The organism is Catellatospora sp. NPDC049609, assembly GCF_040675365.1.
Lineage (GTDB): Bacteria > Actinomycetota > Actinomycetes > Mycobacteriales > Micromonosporaceae > Catellatospora.
The window spans coordinates 1-16,196 of record NZ_JBFAOU010000064.1; the positions used below are offsets into that span (position 1 = coordinate 1).

Sequence of the window (16,196 nt, forward strand, 5' to 3'; positions counted from 1 at the left end):
TGTGGTGGGGGTGTGGTGGGGTGTGCCGCGGTGCTGCGGGGGGGGCCCCGGCGCCGGCGCCGTGACGAGCCAGAGCCCGATCGGGAACCGGTAGCCGGTCCGCGGTTTACGGAACCGGTCCAGCAGCGCGGCCACCGCGGCGCGTGCGGCCGCCCGCTGCTCGGCCGGGGCGGCCCGGTACGCGGCCCCGGCGGGTCCGATCTCGATGAGCCACTCGGCCACCGGTTCGGGTTCGTCGGGTGCGGACATGACCGTGTCGTGCGGTTCGACCACGACGGTGTCGAAGCCTGACGCGGTGAGGATCCGGCCGATCCGGGCGGGATCGGCGAACGCGAACGGGCCGGGTTCGTCGCCGACCGGCAGCGGTGGCAGTACCCCGACATGCGGCGCGACGCCGAGCACGACCAAGGAGAGCCACGGGTTCGCCACGCCGTCGCGGAAGACGGTCGCCGCCAGGCGTCCCCCGGCCCGCAGCGCCCGGCGGATGGTGGCGCAGCCGGCGACCGGGTCCGCCAGCAGCATCAACGTCATCCGGGAGTACGCCGCGTCGAACGGCGTACCCGGCAGGTCTGCCGCGGTCTCGATGTCGGCGGCGGCGAACCGCAGACCCGGGTGGTGGTCAGCGGGGAACCGGCGGGCCGCCGCGGCCACCATGGACTCCGCGAGGTCCACGCCGAGCGCGGTGCCGGTCGGCCCCACCGCGGCCGCCAGCTCGGCGGTCGTGCCGCCGCAACCGCAGCCGACGTCCAGGACCCGCTCGCCGGGTTGCGGGTCCAGCCGAGACAGCGCGACGGCGCCCAGCGGTCGGCCGAGGTCGTCCTGCCGGTCGGCGTGCCGGATCCAGCCGGGCGCGGCCTGCGTCCAGAACGCGCTGCCGCGGGCGCGCAGCCCGGCCGTGTCGGCCATCAGAACGGCAGCTCGGCGCCGTCGACGGTCATCGCCCGGAAACCCGCACTCTTGCCCGCGTCGAAGCCCTCCGACTGTGCGGCCAGGCCCGCGGCACGCACCAGCCGCTCGGACTGGAACCGCCGGAACGCCGCCTCGTCCGCCCAGACGTTGATGATCCGCCAGCCGTCCTCGGTGGGCCCGGCCACGTGGGCCAGCAGGCCCGCCGGCCGATCGGGGCCGAGATGCTGCTCGACCAGCCTGTACTCGGCCTCGCTCACGCCGGGCATCTCCTGCAGCACACCGAACGGCATACGACCACATCCTTTAGATAGAGTTACGCTCTATCGAATAGAGCACTACAGTGAGGCGGTGGTTGTCAAGAGGCGCTACGAGTCGGAGCGGCGACAGGAGCAGGCCCGCCAGACCCGGCGCGCGATCCTGGACGCGGCCGCCCGGCTGTTCGTCGCATCCGGATACGCGTCGACGCCGCTGACCGCGATCGCCGCCGAGGCCGGGGTGGCGGTGCAGACCGTCTACGCGGTCTTCGGCAGCAAGCGCCAGCTGCTGTCCGAGCTGGTCGACGTGACGATCGCCGGCGACGACGAGCCGGTGGCGCTGCCCGACCGCGCCTTCGTCGCCGAGATCCGGGCGCTGGCCGACCCGCGCGCCAAGCTCGCCCGCTACGCCCGGCATCTCACCGGCATCCACGAGCGCGACGCCGGGGTGCTGATCGCGCTGGCGGGGGCGGCCACCGCCGACGCCGACGCCGCCGCCATCTGGCAGAAGAACGTCGAGGAACGCCGGCTGGGCATGCGCATGTTCGCCGCCGAGCTCGTCGCGACCGGCGCGGTCCGCTCCGACCACGACGTCGACACCGTCGCCGACGTGCTCTGGCTGGCGATGGACGTGCGCAACTACGACTGGCTGGTCCGCACCCGAGGCTGGTCGGCCGAACGCTTCCAGCACTGGTACGTCGACACGGTCGGCGCCGCGATCCTGGCGTGAACCCCGCCCGGCCGCCCGCCTGCGGTGCCGCCGGACGGGGCACCCGCACCGGCGGCTGCCGTGCGATCATCGGCCGGTGACCACCGCATCGAGGTATGTCGAGTTCGCACTGCGGGAAGCCCGGGGCGTGTCGCCGACGTACGAGCGGCTGTCACTCGCGATCTCGGCGGACGAGAAGATCCTGGCCCTGCTGGAGACCGTGCCCGACCCGAAACGGCAGCCGAACCTGCTGCTGGGCGTCGTCCGCCTGCTCGGCGGCCCGGTGGACGATCCCGCCGCCTTTCACGACTTCACGGTGGCGAACTGGTCGGCCGTCGAAGCCGAGCTGCGCACCCGGGCGACCCAGACCAACGAGGTCGGCCGGTGCGCGCTGCTGCTGCCCGTGCTCGCCGGACTCCCCCAGCCCCTGGCCCTGCTGGAGGTCGGCGCCGCGGCCGGGCTCGGGCTCTACCCCGACCGCTACACCTACCGGTACGGCGAGCACGAGCTCGGATCCGGCGGGCCGGTCCTGGACTGCGCGCTCACCGGCACGACCCCGCCGGCGCGGCTGCCCGAGGTGGTGTGGCGGGCCGGCCTGGACCTGAACCCGCTGCAGGTCACCGCACCGGCCGACGTCGCCTGGCTGGAGGCGCTGATCTGGCCGGAGCACCACCACCGGCGGGACCGGCTGCGCGCCGCGGCCGCCGTCGCCGCCGCGGACCCGCCGACGCTGATCCGCGGCGACCTCGCCGACGACCTGCTCGGCCTGGCCGCCCAGGCACCGGCCGGGGCGACGCTCGTCGTGTTCCACACCTCCGTGCTGTACCAGGTGCCGGCCGCGCGCCGGGCCGCGTTCCTGGACCTGGTACGCGACCTGCCCGGCCACTGGATCTCGGTCGAGGCCCCCGACGTCGTGACCCACGCGGGACTGCCGCCCGCGCCGGACGACGCGCTGCACAACGTGCTCGCGCTCGACGGCAGGCCGCTGGCCTGGACCCGCGGCCACGGCCAGGCGATGACCTGGTTCGCCTGACCGGCGCGGCGGCGCGGTGCCGTCCCCGACCCGCTCAGCCGACGAACGGCGCGGCCGACCGGCGGGCCGCGTCCCGCAGCACCGGCACGTCCGGGGCGAAGAGCGGCTCGGGAAGCCCGTCGAGCGCGAACCAGCCGAGCCGGGTGGCTTCGCCGTCCGGCTCGGCCACCTGCCGCAGGGGCGAGCCGAGGAACACCGCGCCGACGAAGTGCACCGTCCGCCCGCTGGGATAGCGGTGCACCTGCGTGGCGGGATCACTGTAGATGCCGAGCAGGCCGTCGAGGCGGACCTCCCACCCGGTCTCCTCCCGACATTCGCGGATCGCGGCCTGCGCCCAGGTCTCACCGGGTTCCACGCCTCCACCGGGCAGACCCCAGGTGCCCTCGCCGTGGCGGCGCATCAGCAGCACCCTGCCCGCCTCGTCGTACACCACGACGCCGCACGCGGCGCGAACGACGGCTCCATCAACACTCATGGCTGTGATCGTGCCAAAGAGGGACCGGCGGGCGCAGGCCCGGAGCAGCGCAACCGAGCGGCCGGGTCCGGCCGGCCCGGGCCCGGTGGGGTCGTGCCGACCGATCGCGCACCCGTTGACCCCGGTTATACGCTGCCGTCCATGTCCGACTCAGCACCGCAGCCGACGCCCGGACCGACTCCGCCCACGCCCGCGACGCCCCCGGACTCGCGCCGGCGGATCGGGGTCCTCGGCCGGGTGCTGGTCGGCCTGTCCGGCGCCGCCTGGGTGCTGGCGCTCGCCACGGCGGTCGTCATGGTGATCGCGTTCCTGACCGGCGAGCTGGCGGGCATGGTCGCGCTGTCCGGCATCGTCATCGTCGCGTTCGCGGTCGCCGGAGCCGTGCTGATCAGCGGCGTCACCGCGCTCTACCTCTACCTGACAAGGCCGCGCTGAGGCGACCGTGACGCCGGCATGACGGCCGGATCGCATGGTGTTGCCAGCGCCGCAGACAGCGGCGCGGCACCCCCGAGGAGAGGCCATGAACAAGTCGAAAGCCGTCGTGCGGGCGCTGGTGCTCGCCGCCGCGCTCGTGCTGCCGCTGGGCCTGGCGATGCCCGCGCAGGCCGCGACCACGCGGGACGGTTGCACCGTCGACCCGCAGACGCCGTTCCACAACGGCACCTTCACCGCCGGTGGCGACAAGTGGATCGACTACGACGTCGAGGTCGACTGCAACGCCGGACGCACCATCGAGATCGAGATGCAGCGCTGGGAGGCCGACAACGGGCTGAACGGCGCCGACGACCTCATCGGCACCAGCAGCACGACCCGGACCTTCAACACCACCTCCGGGTGGACCTGGACCATCACCGGCGTGCTGCCGGACAACGACGGCGGCCTGGACCAGTACTCGGAGATGTACCAGCGGGTGCGGTTCCGGGTCAACAGCAACGGCGTGTACGGCTCGTGGACGGCCTGGGAGGACAGCAACGTCAGGTCGATCCACGTCTGATCCGCGCGGCAGCCGCAGGCCCGGTCAGGTCACCCGACCTGACCGGGCCTCCGGCCGCTCCCGCGGCTCTCGTCCGTCGCCTGCCCGCCGGTGGTTGGCGCGGCCGCGCCGTGGGGTAGGTGCCGCCCATGACGCAACTCGACACGGTGGGGTATCCCGAGCCGCCAGCCGTCGGCGGGGAGGCCGAGACGCTGCTCGGCTCCCTGGAACGGCAGCGCGCCACGTTCGCCTGGAAATGCGCCGACCTCGGCGACGCCGAGCTGCGGGTGAGCGTCGGCGCGTCGACGTTGACCCTCGGCGGCCTGCTCAAGCACATGGCGTACATGGAGGACGTCAACTTCACCGGCGACCTGGCCGGGGCCGAGCTGCCGGCGCCCTGGCAGGACCTGGAACGGACGGCCGGGCCCGGCGGGGAGTGGCGCTCGGCCGCAGGCGACGGCGCGGCGGCGCTGCGCCGCCTGTGGGAGCAGGCCGTCGACCGGTCGCGGCAGGCGGTCACCGAGGTGCTGCTGACGACCGGTGTGGACACCGTGTACACGGCGCCGGACGGCAGCCTGGTCACCCTGCGGCGGCTGCTCGTCGACATGATCGAGGAGTACGCCCGGCACACCGGGCACGCCGACCTGATCCGGGAGGCGATCGACGGCCGGGTGGGCGAGGACCCGCCCGGACCCGCGTACCCGTTCCAGATCACCTAGGTCGCCGGCGTGGCCGCGCCCCTTGCCCTCATTGCCCTCTTTCGATACCGTCCGGTTAGGTGCGGCACCGTCTCCGCTCATTACCTGCCGCGCCGGGTTGGGCCCCGAGACGAGAGGCGCGACACATGGCATTCCCCCCGAGACGCACCCTCCGCAGTGCCCTGGCCGCCGGCGTGTCCGCACTGCTCCTCGCCGGGCTCACGCCGGGCGTGGCGGCCGCCGAGGACCCGGACCCCCGCATCGGCCTCGGCGCGGGCTGGCTCGACGCCGCGTCGGCGATCAGCAACCTCGAACACCTCGCCCACGTCGACAAGCCCCCGGGCTTCGTCAACCCGGCGAACCCGGGCGACTTCGGCTTCGCCGGCTCGGACCTCGCCTTCACCGGCCACTACGCCGTCATGGGCAACTTCAACGGGTTCATCGTCTTCGACATCGCCGACCCGTCCGCGCCGTCGGTCGTGGCCGGCGTCGTCTGCCCGGGCGGGCAGGGCGACGTGTCGGTCCACGGCGACCTGCTGTTCATGTCGGTCGAGGAGTCCCGCGGCCGCGTCGACTGCGGCACCGACCCGACCGTGGGCGTGCGGTTCCAGGGCGTGCGGGTGTTCGACATCAGCGACATCACCACGCCGACGCAGGTCGCCGCCGTGCAGCTCTGCCGCGGCTCGCACACGCACTCCGTGGTGACCGACCCGGACGACCCGGCCAACGTGTACGTGTACGTGTCCGGCACCGCCGGCGTCCGCCCGGCGACCACGCTGGCGGGCTGCAACAACAACCCGGCCACCGGCGAGAACCCGTCCCGCTGGCGCATCGACGTCATCAAGGTCCCCGTCGCCGACCCCGCGGCGGCGGCCGTCGTCGGCGGACCACGGCTGTTCGCCGACCCCGAGACCGGCGCGATCGACGGGCTGCAGAACACGCCCCCGGCCCCGACGCACCCGTCCGGGATGAACTGGGGCCCCACGCCCATCACCGACGCCTGCCACGACATCACCGCCTACCCGGCGCTCGGTCTGGCGGCCGCCGCCTGCGAGGGCAACGGCATCCTGATCGACATCTCCGACCCGGCCCATCCCGTGCGCCTGGACGAGGTCGCCGACCCCAACTTCGCGTACTGGCACTCGGCGACGCTGACCAACGACGGCAAGAAGGTCATCTTCACCGACGAGTGGGGCGGCGGCACGGCGGCCCGGTGCCGCCCGACCGACCAGGCCAGCTGGGGCGCGAACGCGGTCTTCGACATCGTCGACGGCGACATGGAGTTCCGCAGCTACTACAAGCTGCCGGTCCCCCAGACGCTGACCGAGAACTGCGTCGCGCACAACGGCTCGCTGATCCCGGTGCCCGGCCGCGACATCATGGCGCAGGCCTGGTACCAGGGCGGCGTCTCGCTGGTCGACTACACCGACTCGGCACACCCGCGGGAGATCGGTTACTTCGACCGCGGCCCGATCTCCGCCACCGGGCTGGTCCTGGGCGGCATGTGGTCTGCGTACTGGTACAACGGCGAGATCTACGGCAGCGAGATCGCGCGCGGGCTGGACGTCTTCGGCGTCAAGCCGAGCGCGCACCTGACCGCGGCGGAGATCGCCGCGGCACGCCAGGTCCGGCTGCCCGAGTTCAACGCCCAGCACCAGACGCCGATCACCTGGGCGCCGTCGCTCGCGGTCGCGCGGGCGCGCTTCGACCAGCTCGCGCGCACGTGCACCACGACCATCACCGGCCGCCGCGCCGGCCCGCTGGTCGTCTCCGGCGTGACCTGCCTCGACGGCGCGACCGTCAACGGCCCGGTCGCCGTGCGCCGGGGCGCGACGCTGCTCGCGATCGACTCGACGATCTCCGGCGCGGTGTCGGCGTCGTCGGCGGCCGCGGTGCACCTATACCACAGCACCGTCCGCGGGCCGGTGAGCGTCTCCGGCGCCACGGGCAGCGTGGCGGTGGTCGACGCGACGGTGCACGGGCCCGTCGCGCTGTCCGGTAACAGCACCCCGGGCGTCGAGCCGGTCATCGCGGGCAGCACGGTCAACGGTCCGCTCGCCTGCTCGGGCAACTCCCCCGCGCCGCTCGACCTCGGTGCGGCCAACACGGTCAACGGCCCGGCCACCGGGCAGTGCGCTCCGCTCGGCTGAGCGCGACGCGAAGCGCCGAGGGGACGGTCCACCACGGGCGGTGGGCCGTCCCCTCGGCGTTTCGGGCAAAATAGACGGCATGCCCGTACAGCTCAACCACACCATCGTCATGGCCGCCGACCGGGACCGGACCGCGGACCTCCTCGTCGACCTGCTCGGCCTGGCACCTGCCGCGACCTACGGTCCGTTCCGCGTGGTCTCGCTGGCCAACGGCGTCTCGCTCGACGTCGTCCAGGCCACCGGCCCGATCCATCCCCAGCACTACGCGTTCCTGGTGACCGAGGAGGAGTTCGACCAGATCTGGGAGCGCATCCGCGCCCACCGGCTGCCGTTCTGGGCGGATCCGCACCACCACCGGGCGGGCGAGATCAACCACAACGACGGCGGTCGCGGCCTCTACTGGGAAGACCTCGACGGGCACAACCTGGAGATCATCACTCGCCCCTACGGCGGCTGACCCCGCCCGCGGGCGCGCCCGTCCCTGGTACGCGCCGATGCTCGCCGCGCGTGCCGGGGATCGGTTAACGTATTCGAATCATGCTCGGTTCCCGCCGCCTGGTCATCGCCGCCGTGGCCGCCGCTGTCGCGGCCGGCGTCGCGGTCGCCGTGGGGATCGCCCTGTCCGATGACGAGCCCGGCCCGGTCGCGGCCACTCCGACGTTCCGCGTCGTCCAGCCGGGCGCACCCGGCCAGTCCGCACGCACCCTCTCCCCCGAGGACGTCGCCCGGCTGTCCGCCCCACCGCACAACGCGGCGGACGTCGAGTTCATGCGCATGATGATCCCCCACCACCGGCAGGCGCTCGAGATGACCGCGCTGGTCGCCGGCCGCAGCCAGAACGCCGCGATCGCGCGGCTGGCCGAGCGGATCGAGCTCTCGCAGCAGGACGAGATCGCGCTGATGGAGCGGTGGCTGACGAGCCGGCGGGAGGCGCTGCCGTCGCCGCACGCCGACCACGTCGGCCACGGTGACCTGATGCCCGGCATGCTCGACCAGACCGACCTCGACCGCCTCGCGCAGGCGAAGGGCCCGGCGTTCGACCGGCTCCTCCTCGAGTACATGATCCGGCACCACCAGGGCGCGGTGACGATGGTCGGCCGGCTCTACCAGGCCGGCGGCGGCATCGAGCCGTCGAGCGACCGGCTCGCCCGCGACGTCGAAGCCGACCAGCGGATCGAGATCCGCCGCATGACGGAACTGCTCGGCACGCTCGCCGCCTGAGGGCCTCTGCGTGGAGACACCGCGTCCCGGCCGTCTCTTCGCTGACGGGCGGCCGGACCCGGCCACCGGAGCCGCCGCGGGCGCCCGCGCGGAGGCTATTTGTCGGAGGCACTGGGTACGGTTCCGATGTGGAAGGCAGTGCGACGACCACCGCACCGGCACACCGGGCGAGCCGTGCCGCGCTCCATACCGCCATGCTCACGCTGCGGCTCGCCATCGCCGACATCACCGGCACGCCCGCCTGGGCCCGCCTGCTCGACGTCGCCGCCGGCCACCCGGGCCGCGGCGTCAACGACATCCTGCTGATCGCGCGGCAGCGCCCGGACGCCACCGAGCTGGGCACCTTCGACCAGTGGCGGTCACGGGGCGCCCAGGTGCGGCGCGGCGAGCGCGGCATCGCGCTGCTGCTGCCGCTGGACGACACCGGTGGCGCGTACGACGTCGTCAGGGTCTTCGACGTCACGCAGACCGACGCGACGCCCGCGCCGCAGCGGCCGGTGCCCGATCTCGTGCGGGTGGTGTCCGCGCTGGCGGCCCTGGCGGACCGGGCCGGGCTGACCGTCCGGCTCGGTCAGGGGCTCGCCGCGGTGGCGCGCGCCGACGGCGACCGCCTCGACCTGGCCGCCAACCGGCCCCTGTCCGCGACGGCGGGGCATCTGGTGCACCACCTGGCGTTTCGGACGCTGCCCGAGGGTCCGGTCCGCGACGTGCAGGCGGCCGGCGTCGCCCACATCGTCGCCAGGCGTTTCGGGCTGCGGCCGCCCGACACCCCGCTCCCGGAGCCCCGCCACTGGGCGGCGCTGCTGGAGCCGGCATCCCCCGGCCGCGCCGTCGTCGACACGGCCGCGGTGGTCATCGCCCGAGCCGACGCCCTCACCGCCCGCCTGCGGCGCATGCTTGAACAGGCCCCGACGCCCCCGCCGGTGCCGATGCCACGACGCCCCTCCGGTCGCACCACGACCGAGCCACGTCCGGCCGCGGCAGCACGCGCCGCGCCCGAGGCCGGACCCGCCCACCGGCCGACCCGGGCGGTCGACGGGGCCACCCGCGGGCGCGCCAACCGGTCAGCGCTGCCAGCCGCCGACGGGGCCGCCCGAGGAGCCACCGACCGGGCCGCCCTGTATGCCGCCGACCGGGCCGCCCTATATGCCGCCAACGCCGCCGCCGCCGCGTTCTACGCCACCCGCCTGCCGGGCAGCCGCGCCGCCGCCGCCTACCTCCGGTCGCGGGGCATCGCCGCGGCCGCCGATCCCGGCCGCGGCTGGCAGCTCGGCGTGGCCCCGGCCGGCGGGGACGCCCTTCTGCGGCACCTGCGCGCCCTCGGCTTCGCCGACCAGGTCATGCTGGACGCCGGCCTGGTCGCCATCGGCCGGCGCGACGGCGGGCTGTACGACCTGTTCCGCGAGCGGCTGGTGTTCCCGATCCACGCACCCGACGGGCAGATCGCCGGGTTCACCGGCCGCGACCTGTCCGGGCGCAGCCCGGCGAAGTTCTTCAACACCGCCGAGACGGCGATCTTCCGCAAGAGCAGCCTGCTGTTCGGGCTGGCCGGGCGGACCGGCGGCCAGGGTCCGCCCGAGCGGTTCGTGGTGGTCGAGGGTCCGCCCGACGCGATCGCCGCCCACCTGATCTACAGCGGACGCGGCACCGGTCGCACCGTCGCGGTGGCCTCCTGCGGGACCGCCTTCACCCGCGCGCACTTCGACCTGCTGAGCCGCGTGGCCGGGCCGCAAACCCGCCTGGTGATGTCGTTCGACGACGACCGGGCCGGCGCCAGGGCGCTCGACCGCGCCTATCCGCTGGCCGTCACCTGGCCGCACGGACCCGCGCTAGGCACCCGGCCGGTCGGGTTCAAGGACATCGCCGACCTGCTGGCGGCGCGGGGCAAGGAGGAGGCACTGGCCAAGCTCAGCGCAGCCGAGCGGCCGCTGCCGCTGCTCGGTGTCCGCCGCGCGCTGGACACGGCGTTCCCGGAGCGGTTCAACGCCGAGTGGCCGGAGGACCGGATCCGCGCCTACCGGACGATCGCGCCGTTCCTGCTCGACGCGGTCGGCCAGGACCAGGTGGACCTGGTGGTGCGGGCCGCCGCCGAGCGCCTCGGCCTCGACCCGCATGAGATCACCGACGGCGTCGTGGCGCACTTCGCGAGCGAGCACGAGGACGGTCCGGGGCGCGGCTGACCCGCGATCCGGCTCGCCTCGCGAAACGACGCCCCTTCCGACCTCGGCGGGCCGGGCCATGGGCCACGCGTCACAGCCGCAGCCAGAGGGCCGGTATGTTCGGCGGCTCCCAGCCGACCTGCGACAGGTGCGGCTGACGGCACCGCCGGCGCGCCCCCTTGACCGTTTGTTGTCCACGGTCCGCCCGCGCCAAGACGGCCGGCCGGCACGCGCGGCAGAGGGTCGTCCCGCGCGACGACGCGGCGCTTCCAAAGTCGGCCAAAACCTGCGAATCGGCGATAAAATCGAGCCCGTAAACTTGAATTGTTCCAGATGAGTGGCATAGTTGATCGCATGACGGCCGACTTCGAGGCGCAGCTGCGGGCAGTCTCCCTGCACGTGACGCGACCCCGGTTGGCCGTGCTGGCAGCCCTGCGCGACCACCCGCACAGCGACACCGAGACGGTGATCGCCCTGGTGCGCGCCGAGCAGCCCCGGGTCTCGCACCAGACGGTCTACGACGTCCTGCGGGTGCTCACCGAGGCCGGCCTGGTGCGGCGCATCCAGCCCGCCGGGGCGACCGCCCGCTACGAGTCGCGGGTGGCCGACAACCACCACCACGTCGTGTGCCGGTCCTGCCATGCCATCGCGGACGTCGACTGCGCCGTCGGCGACGCGCCCTGTCTCACCGCGTCGGACGACCACGGCTTCGTGGTCGACGAGGCGGAGGTCGTCTACTGGGGCACCTGCCCCGGCTGCGCGGCCGAACGCATTTCCCAGTGATCCGCCAGTTCGGAGGAAGCAATGAGCGACACCCAGGACAACGCCCCGACCAGCGCGCAGGGCGTTGACCAGAAAGAGGCGGCCGGCTGCCCGGTCGCGCACGACTCCGTGACCGCGCACGGCAGCGAGAGCGAGAACCCGGCGATCGACGCGCCGACCCCGAAGACCGGCGGCCGCCCGCGCACCAACCGGGACTGGTGGCCCAACCAGCTCGACCTCTCCGTGCTGCACGCCCACTCACCCAAGGGCAACCCGCTGGGCGACGACTTCAGCTACGCCAAGGAGTTCGCCAAGCTCGACGTCGCGGCGCTCAAGCAGGACATCATCGAGGTTCTCACCACCTCGCAGGACTGGTGGCCCGCCGACTTCGGCCACTACGGCGGCCTGATGATCCGGTTGAGCTGGCACGCCGCGGGCACCTACCGCATCGAGGACGGGCGCGGTGGCGCGGGCGACGGCGGCCAGCGGTTCGCCCCGCTCAACAGCTGGCCCGACAACGCCAACCTGGACAAGGCCCGGCGGCTGCTGTGGCCGGTCAAGCAGAAGTACGGCCAGCAGATCTCGTGGGCCGACCTGCTCGTGCTCGCCGGCAACGTCGCCCTGGAGTCGATGGGCTTCAAGACCTTCGGTTTCGGCTTCGGCCGCGAGGACGTCTGGGAGCCCGAGGAGATCTTCTGGGGTCCCGAGGACGCCTGGCTCGGCGACGAGCGCTACGCCTCCGAGAAGGAGATGGCGGCCGGGGTCGGCGCGACCGAGATGGGCCTGATCTACGTCAACCCCGAGGGACCGCGCGGCAACGCCGATCCCGCCGCGGCGGCGCACTTCATCCGCGAGACCTTCCGGCGGATGGCGATGAACGACGAGGAGACCGTCGCCCTCATCGCCGGCGGTCACACCTTCGGCAAGACCCACGGCGCCGGCATCGCCGACGACCACGTCGGCCCCGAGCCCGAGGGCGCCCCGCTGGAGGCGCAGGGCCTGGGCTGGCTGAGCACCCACGGCAGCGGCAAGGGCGGCGACACGATCACCAGCGGTCTCGAGGTGACGTGGACGGACCGGCCGACGCAGTGGAGCAACCGCTTCTTCGAGATCCTCTTCGGCCACGAGTGGGAGCTGACCCGCAGCCCCGGCGGCGCCAAGCAGTGGGTGGCCAAGGACGGCGAGGCGATCATCCCGGACCCGTACGACCCGGCGAAGAAGTACAAGCCGACGATGCTCACCACCGACCTGTCGCTGCGGGTCGACCCGGCGTACGAGAAGATCTCGCGCCGCTTCCTGGCCAACCCCGACGAGTTCGCGCTGGCCTTCGCCAAGGCCTGGTACAAGCTGCTGCACCGCGACATGGGTCCGGTCAGCCGCTTCCTCGGGCCGTTCGTGCCCGAGGCGCAGCTGTGGCAGGACCCGGTGCCGGCCGTCGACCACGCGCTCGTGAGTGACGCCGACGTCACCGCGCTCAAGGCCAAGGTGCTGGAGTCCGGCCTCACTACCGCGCAGCTCATCTCCACCGCCTGGGCCTCGGCCGCGAGCTTCCGGTCCACCGACAAGCGCGGCGGCGCCAACGGCGCGCGGCTGCGGCTGGAGCCCCAGCGCAGCTGGGAGGTCAACCAGCCGGAGCAGCTCGCGACGGTGCTGGAGGCCCTGGAGGGCATCCAGCGCGACTTCAACGGCGCCGGTGGCGCGAAGATCTCGCTCGCCGACCTGATCGTGCTGGCCGGCTCGGCCGCCGTCGAGAAGGCGGCGCGGGACGCCGGTGTCGAGGTGACCGTGCCGTTCCACCCGGGCCGCACCGACGCGTCCCAGGAGCAGACCGACGTCGAGTCCTTCAGCGTCCTGGAGCCGCGGGCCGACGGGTTCCGCAACTACCTGCGGCCGGGCGAGAAGACCATGCCCGAGGTGCTGCTCATCGACCGTGCCTACATGCTCAACCTGACCGCGCCCGAGATGACCGTCCTCATCGGCGGCCTGCGCGCGCTCGGCGCCAACGCCGGCGGCTCGCCGCACGGCGTGCTCACCGACCGGCCCGGCGTGCTCAGCAACGACTTCTTCGTCAACCTGCTCTCGCCAGGCACCCGGTGGAAGGCGGCGGAGTCCGGCGAGCACGTGTACGAGATCCGCGACCTGGCCACCGACCAGGTGAAGTGGACCGCCACCGCGGTCGACCTCATCTTCGGCTCCAACTCCCAGCTGCGTGCCCTCGCGGAGGTCTACGCCAGCCGGGACGCTCGCGAGAAGTTCGTGGCCGACTTCGTCAAGGCCTGGACCAAGGTCATGGAGCTCGACCGGTTCGACCTCGACTGATCACGGCGCACCGGCGGCCGGCCGATCCTCGGGGATCGGCCGGCCGTTCGGTGTCTCGCCGGAGGATTCCGCGTGCGCCCGCTCGCCGTCCTGGTCGAACATGGTGAGGATCTCGACCGGCCCGTCCAGCGCACCGATGGAGTGCGGGATCATGGTGGAGAACTCGGCCGCCTCCCCCGCGCCCACGGTCAGCCGCCGCTCGCCGAGGTGCAGCAGCACGGTGCCTGTGAGCACGGTGAACCATTCCCGCCCGGGATGCACCGCCAGGTGCCCGGGGCCGGTGCGCCGCTCCGGGGTGATCCGCATCTTGGCCACCAGCCGGCCGCTGTGCTGCGCCGCGTCGCGGGAGAGCACCCACGTGGTCAGCCCGGGCTCCTGATGCCGCACCGGCCGGATGATCACGTCGGTGTCGTCGACGGGCTCGACGAGCTGATCGAGCGTGGTGCCCAGCGCCCGTGCCAGCGCGACGAGCTGGTCCAGGTCGATGCGCCGGTTGCCGGTCTCGAGCCGGCTCAGCGCCGACGGGCTGAGGTGGCACCGGGCGGCGAGCGCGTCCAGGCTCCAGCCGCGCGCCTGCCGCAACCCGCGGATGCGCTGGCGAACGACTTCCGACAGATCGGCTTCCGGCACCCTGCCATGCTACGACTCCTTGCCAGAACCGCAAGGACGCTTGCCGTTACCGGATGGGCCCGTACCGTTGGGCGCGGGCGACGCCCCAACCGCTTAGACGACCACCTCAGGAGCCGAGCCATGAGCGAGCATCACCACCAGCACGGACCGGAGCACGCCGAGCACCCGGCGTTCGGCCCGCAGTGGTGGGAGCACCATTACCAGGGGCACGGCGCGCGGCACGGCTCTCCGAGCCCCCAGCTGACGGCCGAGGTGGCCGGCCTTCCCGTCGGCACGGCGCTCGACGCGGGCTGCGGGCGGGGCGCCGACGCGCTCTGGCTCGCCCGGCAGGGCTGGCGAGTGACGGCCGTCGACGTCTCGGCGACCGCCGTCGGCGACGCCAGGAAGGCCGCGGAGCAGCACGAACCCGACGTCGCCGCGCGCGTGCACTGGGTCGTGGCCGACCTGACCGCCTGGGCGCCGCCGACGCAGTACGACCTGGTGGTCAGCCAGTACGTCCATCCCGGCGTGCCCTTCGGCGCGTTCGCCGCCCGGCTGGCGCGGGGCGTCGCCCCCGGCGGGACGCTGCTCGTCGTCGGGCACGACCACGCCGATGAGCATTCCGCCGCCCATGCCCCCGGGCCGGCCTCGATCGGTCTCGACGCCGTCACCGCGGCCCTGGACCCGCGGCGGTGGGTGGTGGAGGTGGCGGAGTCCCGGACCCGCCACGCCGGGCACGGGTCGGCGCGGCCGAGCATGCATGACCTGGTCGTCAGAGCCAGGCGCACGTGACGGTATGCCCACAGCGGCCCATCCGTCACCCACCGGCGTCATACGATTGCTCTTCGTAGGGGGTGGGATGGATGAAGGTCCTCATGGTGCTGACCTCGCATGATCAGCTGGGTGACACAGGCCGCAAGACGGGTTTCTGGCTGGAGGAGCTCGCCGCGCCGTACTACCGGTTCCGCGACGCCGGATGGGACGTCACGCTGGCCTCGCCCCAGGGCGGACGGCCGCCGCTGGATCCCAAGAGCAACGAACCGGAGTTCCGGACCGACCTGACCCGTCGGTTCGAGGCTGACCAGGCCGCCGAGGCCCAGCTCGACGCGACGCTGCGCCTGGACTCGGTGTCCGCCGACGACTTCGACACCGTCTTCTACCCGGGTGGGCACGGCCCGATGTGGGACCTCGCCGAGGACCCCACCTCGATCGCGCTGATCGAGCAGGTCGTCCGCTCGGGCAAGGCCATCGCGCTGGTGTGCCACGCCCCGGGCGCGCTGCGCCACACCACGACACCGGAGGGCACCGCCCTGGTGGCGGGCCGCAACGTCACCGGGTTCACCAACACCGAGGAGGAAGCCGTCGGCCTGACGAAGGTCGTGCCGTTCCTGGTCGAGGACGAGCTCGTGGCCAAGGGCGCCCACTTCAGCAAGGCCGACGACTGGCAGCCGTACGTGGTGACCGACGGGCTGCTCATCACCGGCCAGAACCCGGCGTCCTCAGGCCCGGCAGCCGACCGGCTGATCTCCGTGATCCAGAAGATGAACGCCTAGCCGCACCACGGCGCGCGACCGGATCCGGCGGCGACGCGGCGACACGCGCGAGGTCATGGGTTCTCGATGGTGCCGGCGCCGCGGTCAGCGGCGGCCGAGACCGGCCGTGCGCATCAGGAGCGGTTCGGTGTCCGGTCCCGGGGTGGCCTCGGTGTAGACGAGGACCCGGCACTCGCCGCGCAGGTCACTCAGCTCGTCGACGCACTCGGCGAGCATCCGGTCCGCGAACTCGTCCACCGACGCGCTCGCCGGCCACTCGTGCGGCACCTGCCAGGGACCGCCAGGCCCCAGCGGCTCGAACGACGAGGTGCCCTCGCGCCGGAAGCGCAGGTCGTACCAGTAGCTCTGCCAGTACGGTCCGTCCTTGGCCAT

General features: G+C 73.4%; 18 protein-coding genes. 13 read left to right on the forward strand and 5 right to left on the reverse strand.

The annotated features are described in order from the left end of the window. Positions 1-906: methyltransferase domain-containing protein (locus AB0J67_RS19375; protein WP_363484275.1), on the reverse strand; the 906-nt coding region annotated here is incomplete at its 3' end. Further along, positions 906-1,199 (reverse strand): hypothetical protein, encoded by a 294-nt coding sequence (locus AB0J67_RS19380; protein ID WP_363484277.1) that lies wholly within the window; start codon positions 1,197-1,199, stop codon positions 906-908. The genes AB0J67_RS19375 and AB0J67_RS19380, both read right to left, overlap by 1 nt. Before the next feature lie 58 nt (positions 1,200-1,257). On the opposite strand from AB0J67_RS19380, the gene AB0J67_RS19385 reads away from it, so the two are divergent. Together AB0J67_RS19385 and AB0J67_RS19390 are read left to right on the forward strand one after the other, a co-directional pair. Next, complete coding sequence (locus tag AB0J67_RS19385; protein WP_363484279.1) at positions 1,258-1,893, forward strand: helix-turn-helix domain-containing protein; 636 nt, start codon at positions 1,258-1,260, stop codon at positions 1,891-1,893. Positions 1,894-1,969: 76 nt separating this feature from the next. Continuing rightward, positions 1,970-2,905 (forward strand): DUF2332 domain-containing protein, encoded by a 936-nt coding sequence (locus tag AB0J67_RS19390; RefSeq protein WP_363484280.1) that lies wholly within the window; start codon positions 1,970-1,972, stop codon positions 2,903-2,905. Between the two features lie 34 nt (positions 2,906-2,939). Here AB0J67_RS19390 and AB0J67_RS19395 read toward each other — a convergent pair whose 3' ends face one another. Further along, a complete protein-coding gene (locus AB0J67_RS19395) occupies positions 2,940-3,380 on the reverse strand; it encodes an NUDIX domain-containing protein (RefSeq protein ID WP_363484282.1) in 441 nt (146 codons plus the stop codon). Between the two features lie 141 nt (positions 3,381-3,521). On the opposite strand from AB0J67_RS19395, the gene AB0J67_RS19400 reads away from it, so the two are divergent. The 9 genes from AB0J67_RS19400 (at position 3,522) to katG (ending at position 13,662) form a co-directional block, all read left to right on the forward strand. After that, positions 3,522-3,815, forward strand: coding sequence for a hypothetical protein (locus tag AB0J67_RS19400; RefSeq protein WP_363484284.1), 294 nt, complete (start codon positions 3,522-3,524; stop codon positions 3,813-3,815). An 85-nt stretch (positions 3,816-3,900) separates the two neighbouring features. Continuing rightward, on the forward strand, positions 3,901-4,374 hold the full coding sequence (locus tag AB0J67_RS19405; protein ID WP_363484286.1) for a hypothetical protein: 474 nt from the start codon (positions 3,901-3,903) through the stop codon (positions 4,372-4,374). Between the two features lie 128 nt (positions 4,375-4,502). Further along, positions 4,503-5,072 carry a DinB family protein gene (locus tag AB0J67_RS19410; protein ID WP_363484288.1) on the forward strand — a complete coding sequence of 190 codons (570 nt, stop codon included), beginning with the start codon at positions 4,503-4,505 and terminating at the stop codon, positions 5,070-5,072. Between the two features lie 125 nt (positions 5,073-5,197). Then, the gene (locus AB0J67_RS19415; RefSeq protein WP_363484291.1) at positions 5,198-7,201 is read left to right on the forward strand and encodes a hypothetical protein; all 2,004 of its coding nucleotides are present in this window, start codon (positions 5,198-5,200) and stop codon (positions 7,199-7,201) included. A 79-nt stretch (positions 7,202-7,280) separates the two neighbouring features. Further along, entirely contained in the window at positions 7,281-7,658 is a 378-nt protein-coding gene (locus AB0J67_RS19420) for a VOC family protein (RefSeq protein ID WP_363484293.1), read from the forward strand. Positions 7,659-7,738: 80 nt separating this feature from the next. Further along, complete coding sequence (locus AB0J67_RS19425; protein ID WP_363484296.1) at positions 7,739-8,422, forward strand: DUF305 domain-containing protein; 684 nt, start codon at positions 7,739-7,741, stop codon at positions 8,420-8,422. Between the two features lie 194 nt (positions 8,423-8,616). Then, positions 8,617-10,602: a toprim domain-containing protein gene (locus AB0J67_RS19430; protein WP_363484299.1), complete on the forward strand. Its 1,986-nt coding sequence runs from the start codon at positions 8,617-8,619 to the stop codon at positions 10,600-10,602. 333 nt (positions 10,603-10,935) lie between these two features. Beyond that, positions 10,936-11,364: a Fur family transcriptional regulator gene (locus tag AB0J67_RS19435; RefSeq protein WP_363484302.1), complete on the forward strand. Its 429-nt coding sequence runs from the start codon at positions 10,936-10,938 to the stop codon at positions 11,362-11,364. Between the two features lie 21 nt (positions 11,365-11,385). Continuing rightward, a complete protein-coding gene (katG, locus tag AB0J67_RS19440; RefSeq protein WP_363484305.1) occupies positions 11,386-13,662 on the forward strand; it encodes a catalase/peroxidase HPI in 2,277 nt (758 codons plus the stop codon). Here katG and AB0J67_RS19445 read toward each other — a convergent pair whose 3' ends face one another. Further along, entirely contained in the window at positions 13,663-14,292 is a 630-nt protein-coding gene (locus tag AB0J67_RS19445; protein WP_363484308.1) for an XRE family transcriptional regulator, read from the reverse strand. It abuts the gene before it with no gap. Between the two features lie 120 nt (positions 14,293-14,412). Between AB0J67_RS19445 and AB0J67_RS19450 the strand changes: the two genes are divergently transcribed. Beyond that, positions 14,413-15,063, forward strand: a complete 651-nt coding sequence (locus AB0J67_RS19450; protein ID WP_363484311.1) for a class I SAM-dependent methyltransferase — start codon at positions 14,413-14,415, stop codon at positions 15,061-15,063. A 71-nt stretch (positions 15,064-15,134) separates the two neighbouring features. Then, positions 15,135-15,824: a type 1 glutamine amidotransferase domain-containing protein gene (locus tag AB0J67_RS19455; RefSeq protein ID WP_363484314.1), complete on the forward strand. Its 690-nt coding sequence runs from the start codon at positions 15,135-15,137 to the stop codon at positions 15,822-15,824. A gap of 84 nt (positions 15,825-15,908) precedes the next feature. Here AB0J67_RS19455 and AB0J67_RS19460 read toward each other — a convergent pair whose 3' ends face one another. Further along, positions 15,909-16,196: a hypothetical protein gene (locus AB0J67_RS19460; protein ID WP_363484317.1), complete on the reverse strand. Its 288-nt coding sequence runs from the start codon at positions 16,194-16,196 to the stop codon at positions 15,909-15,911.

Bases quoted from the DNA above. Each gene is read 5' to 3' on its own strand.
- AB0J67_RS19380 (WP_363484277.1), bottom strand. From the start codon at position 1,199: ATGCCGTTCGGTGTGCTGCAGGAGATGCCCGGCGTGAGCGAGGCCGAG.
- AB0J67_RS19395 (WP_363484282.1), bottom strand. From the start codon at position 3,380: ATGAGTGTTGATGGAGCCGTCGTTCGCGCCGCGTGCGGCGTCGTGGTG.
- AB0J67_RS19400 (WP_363484284.1), top strand. From the start codon at position 3,522: ATGTCCGACTCAGCACCGCAGCCGACGCCCGGACCGACTCCGCCCACG.
- AB0J67_RS19405 (WP_363484286.1), top strand. From the start codon at position 3,901: ATGAACAAGTCGAAAGCCGTCGTGCGGGCGCTGGTGCTCGCCGCCGCG.
- AB0J67_RS19410 (WP_363484288.1), top strand. From the start codon at position 4,503: ATGACGCAACTCGACACGGTGGGGTATCCCGAGCCGCCAGCCGTCGGC.
- AB0J67_RS19415 (WP_363484291.1), top strand. From the start codon at position 5,198: ATGGCATTCCCCCCGAGACGCACCCTCCGCAGTGCCCTGGCCGCCGGC.
- AB0J67_RS19420 (WP_363484293.1), top strand. From the start codon at position 7,281: ATGCCCGTACAGCTCAACCACACCATCGTCATGGCCGCCGACCGGGAC.
- AB0J67_RS19425 (WP_363484296.1), top strand. From the start codon at position 7,739: ATGCTCGGTTCCCGCCGCCTGGTCATCGCCGCCGTGGCCGCCGCTGTC.
- AB0J67_RS19430 (WP_363484299.1), top strand. From the start codon at position 8,617: ATGCTCACGCTGCGGCTCGCCATCGCCGACATCACCGGCACGCCCGCC.
- AB0J67_RS19435 (WP_363484302.1), top strand. From the start codon at position 10,936: ATGACGGCCGACTTCGAGGCGCAGCTGCGGGCAGTCTCCCTGCACGTG.
- katG (WP_363484305.1), top strand. From the start codon at position 11,386: ATGAGCGACACCCAGGACAACGCCCCGACCAGCGCGCAGGGCGTTGAC.
- AB0J67_RS19450 (WP_363484311.1), top strand. From the start codon at position 14,413: ATGAGCGAGCATCACCACCAGCACGGACCGGAGCACGCCGAGCACCCG.
- AB0J67_RS19455 (WP_363484314.1), top strand. From the start codon at position 15,135: ATGAAGGTCCTCATGGTGCTGACCTCGCATGATCAGCTGGGTGACACA.
- AB0J67_RS19460 (WP_363484317.1), bottom strand. From the start codon at position 16,196: ATGGCCAAGGACGGACCGTACTGGCAGAGCTACTGGTACGACCTGCGC.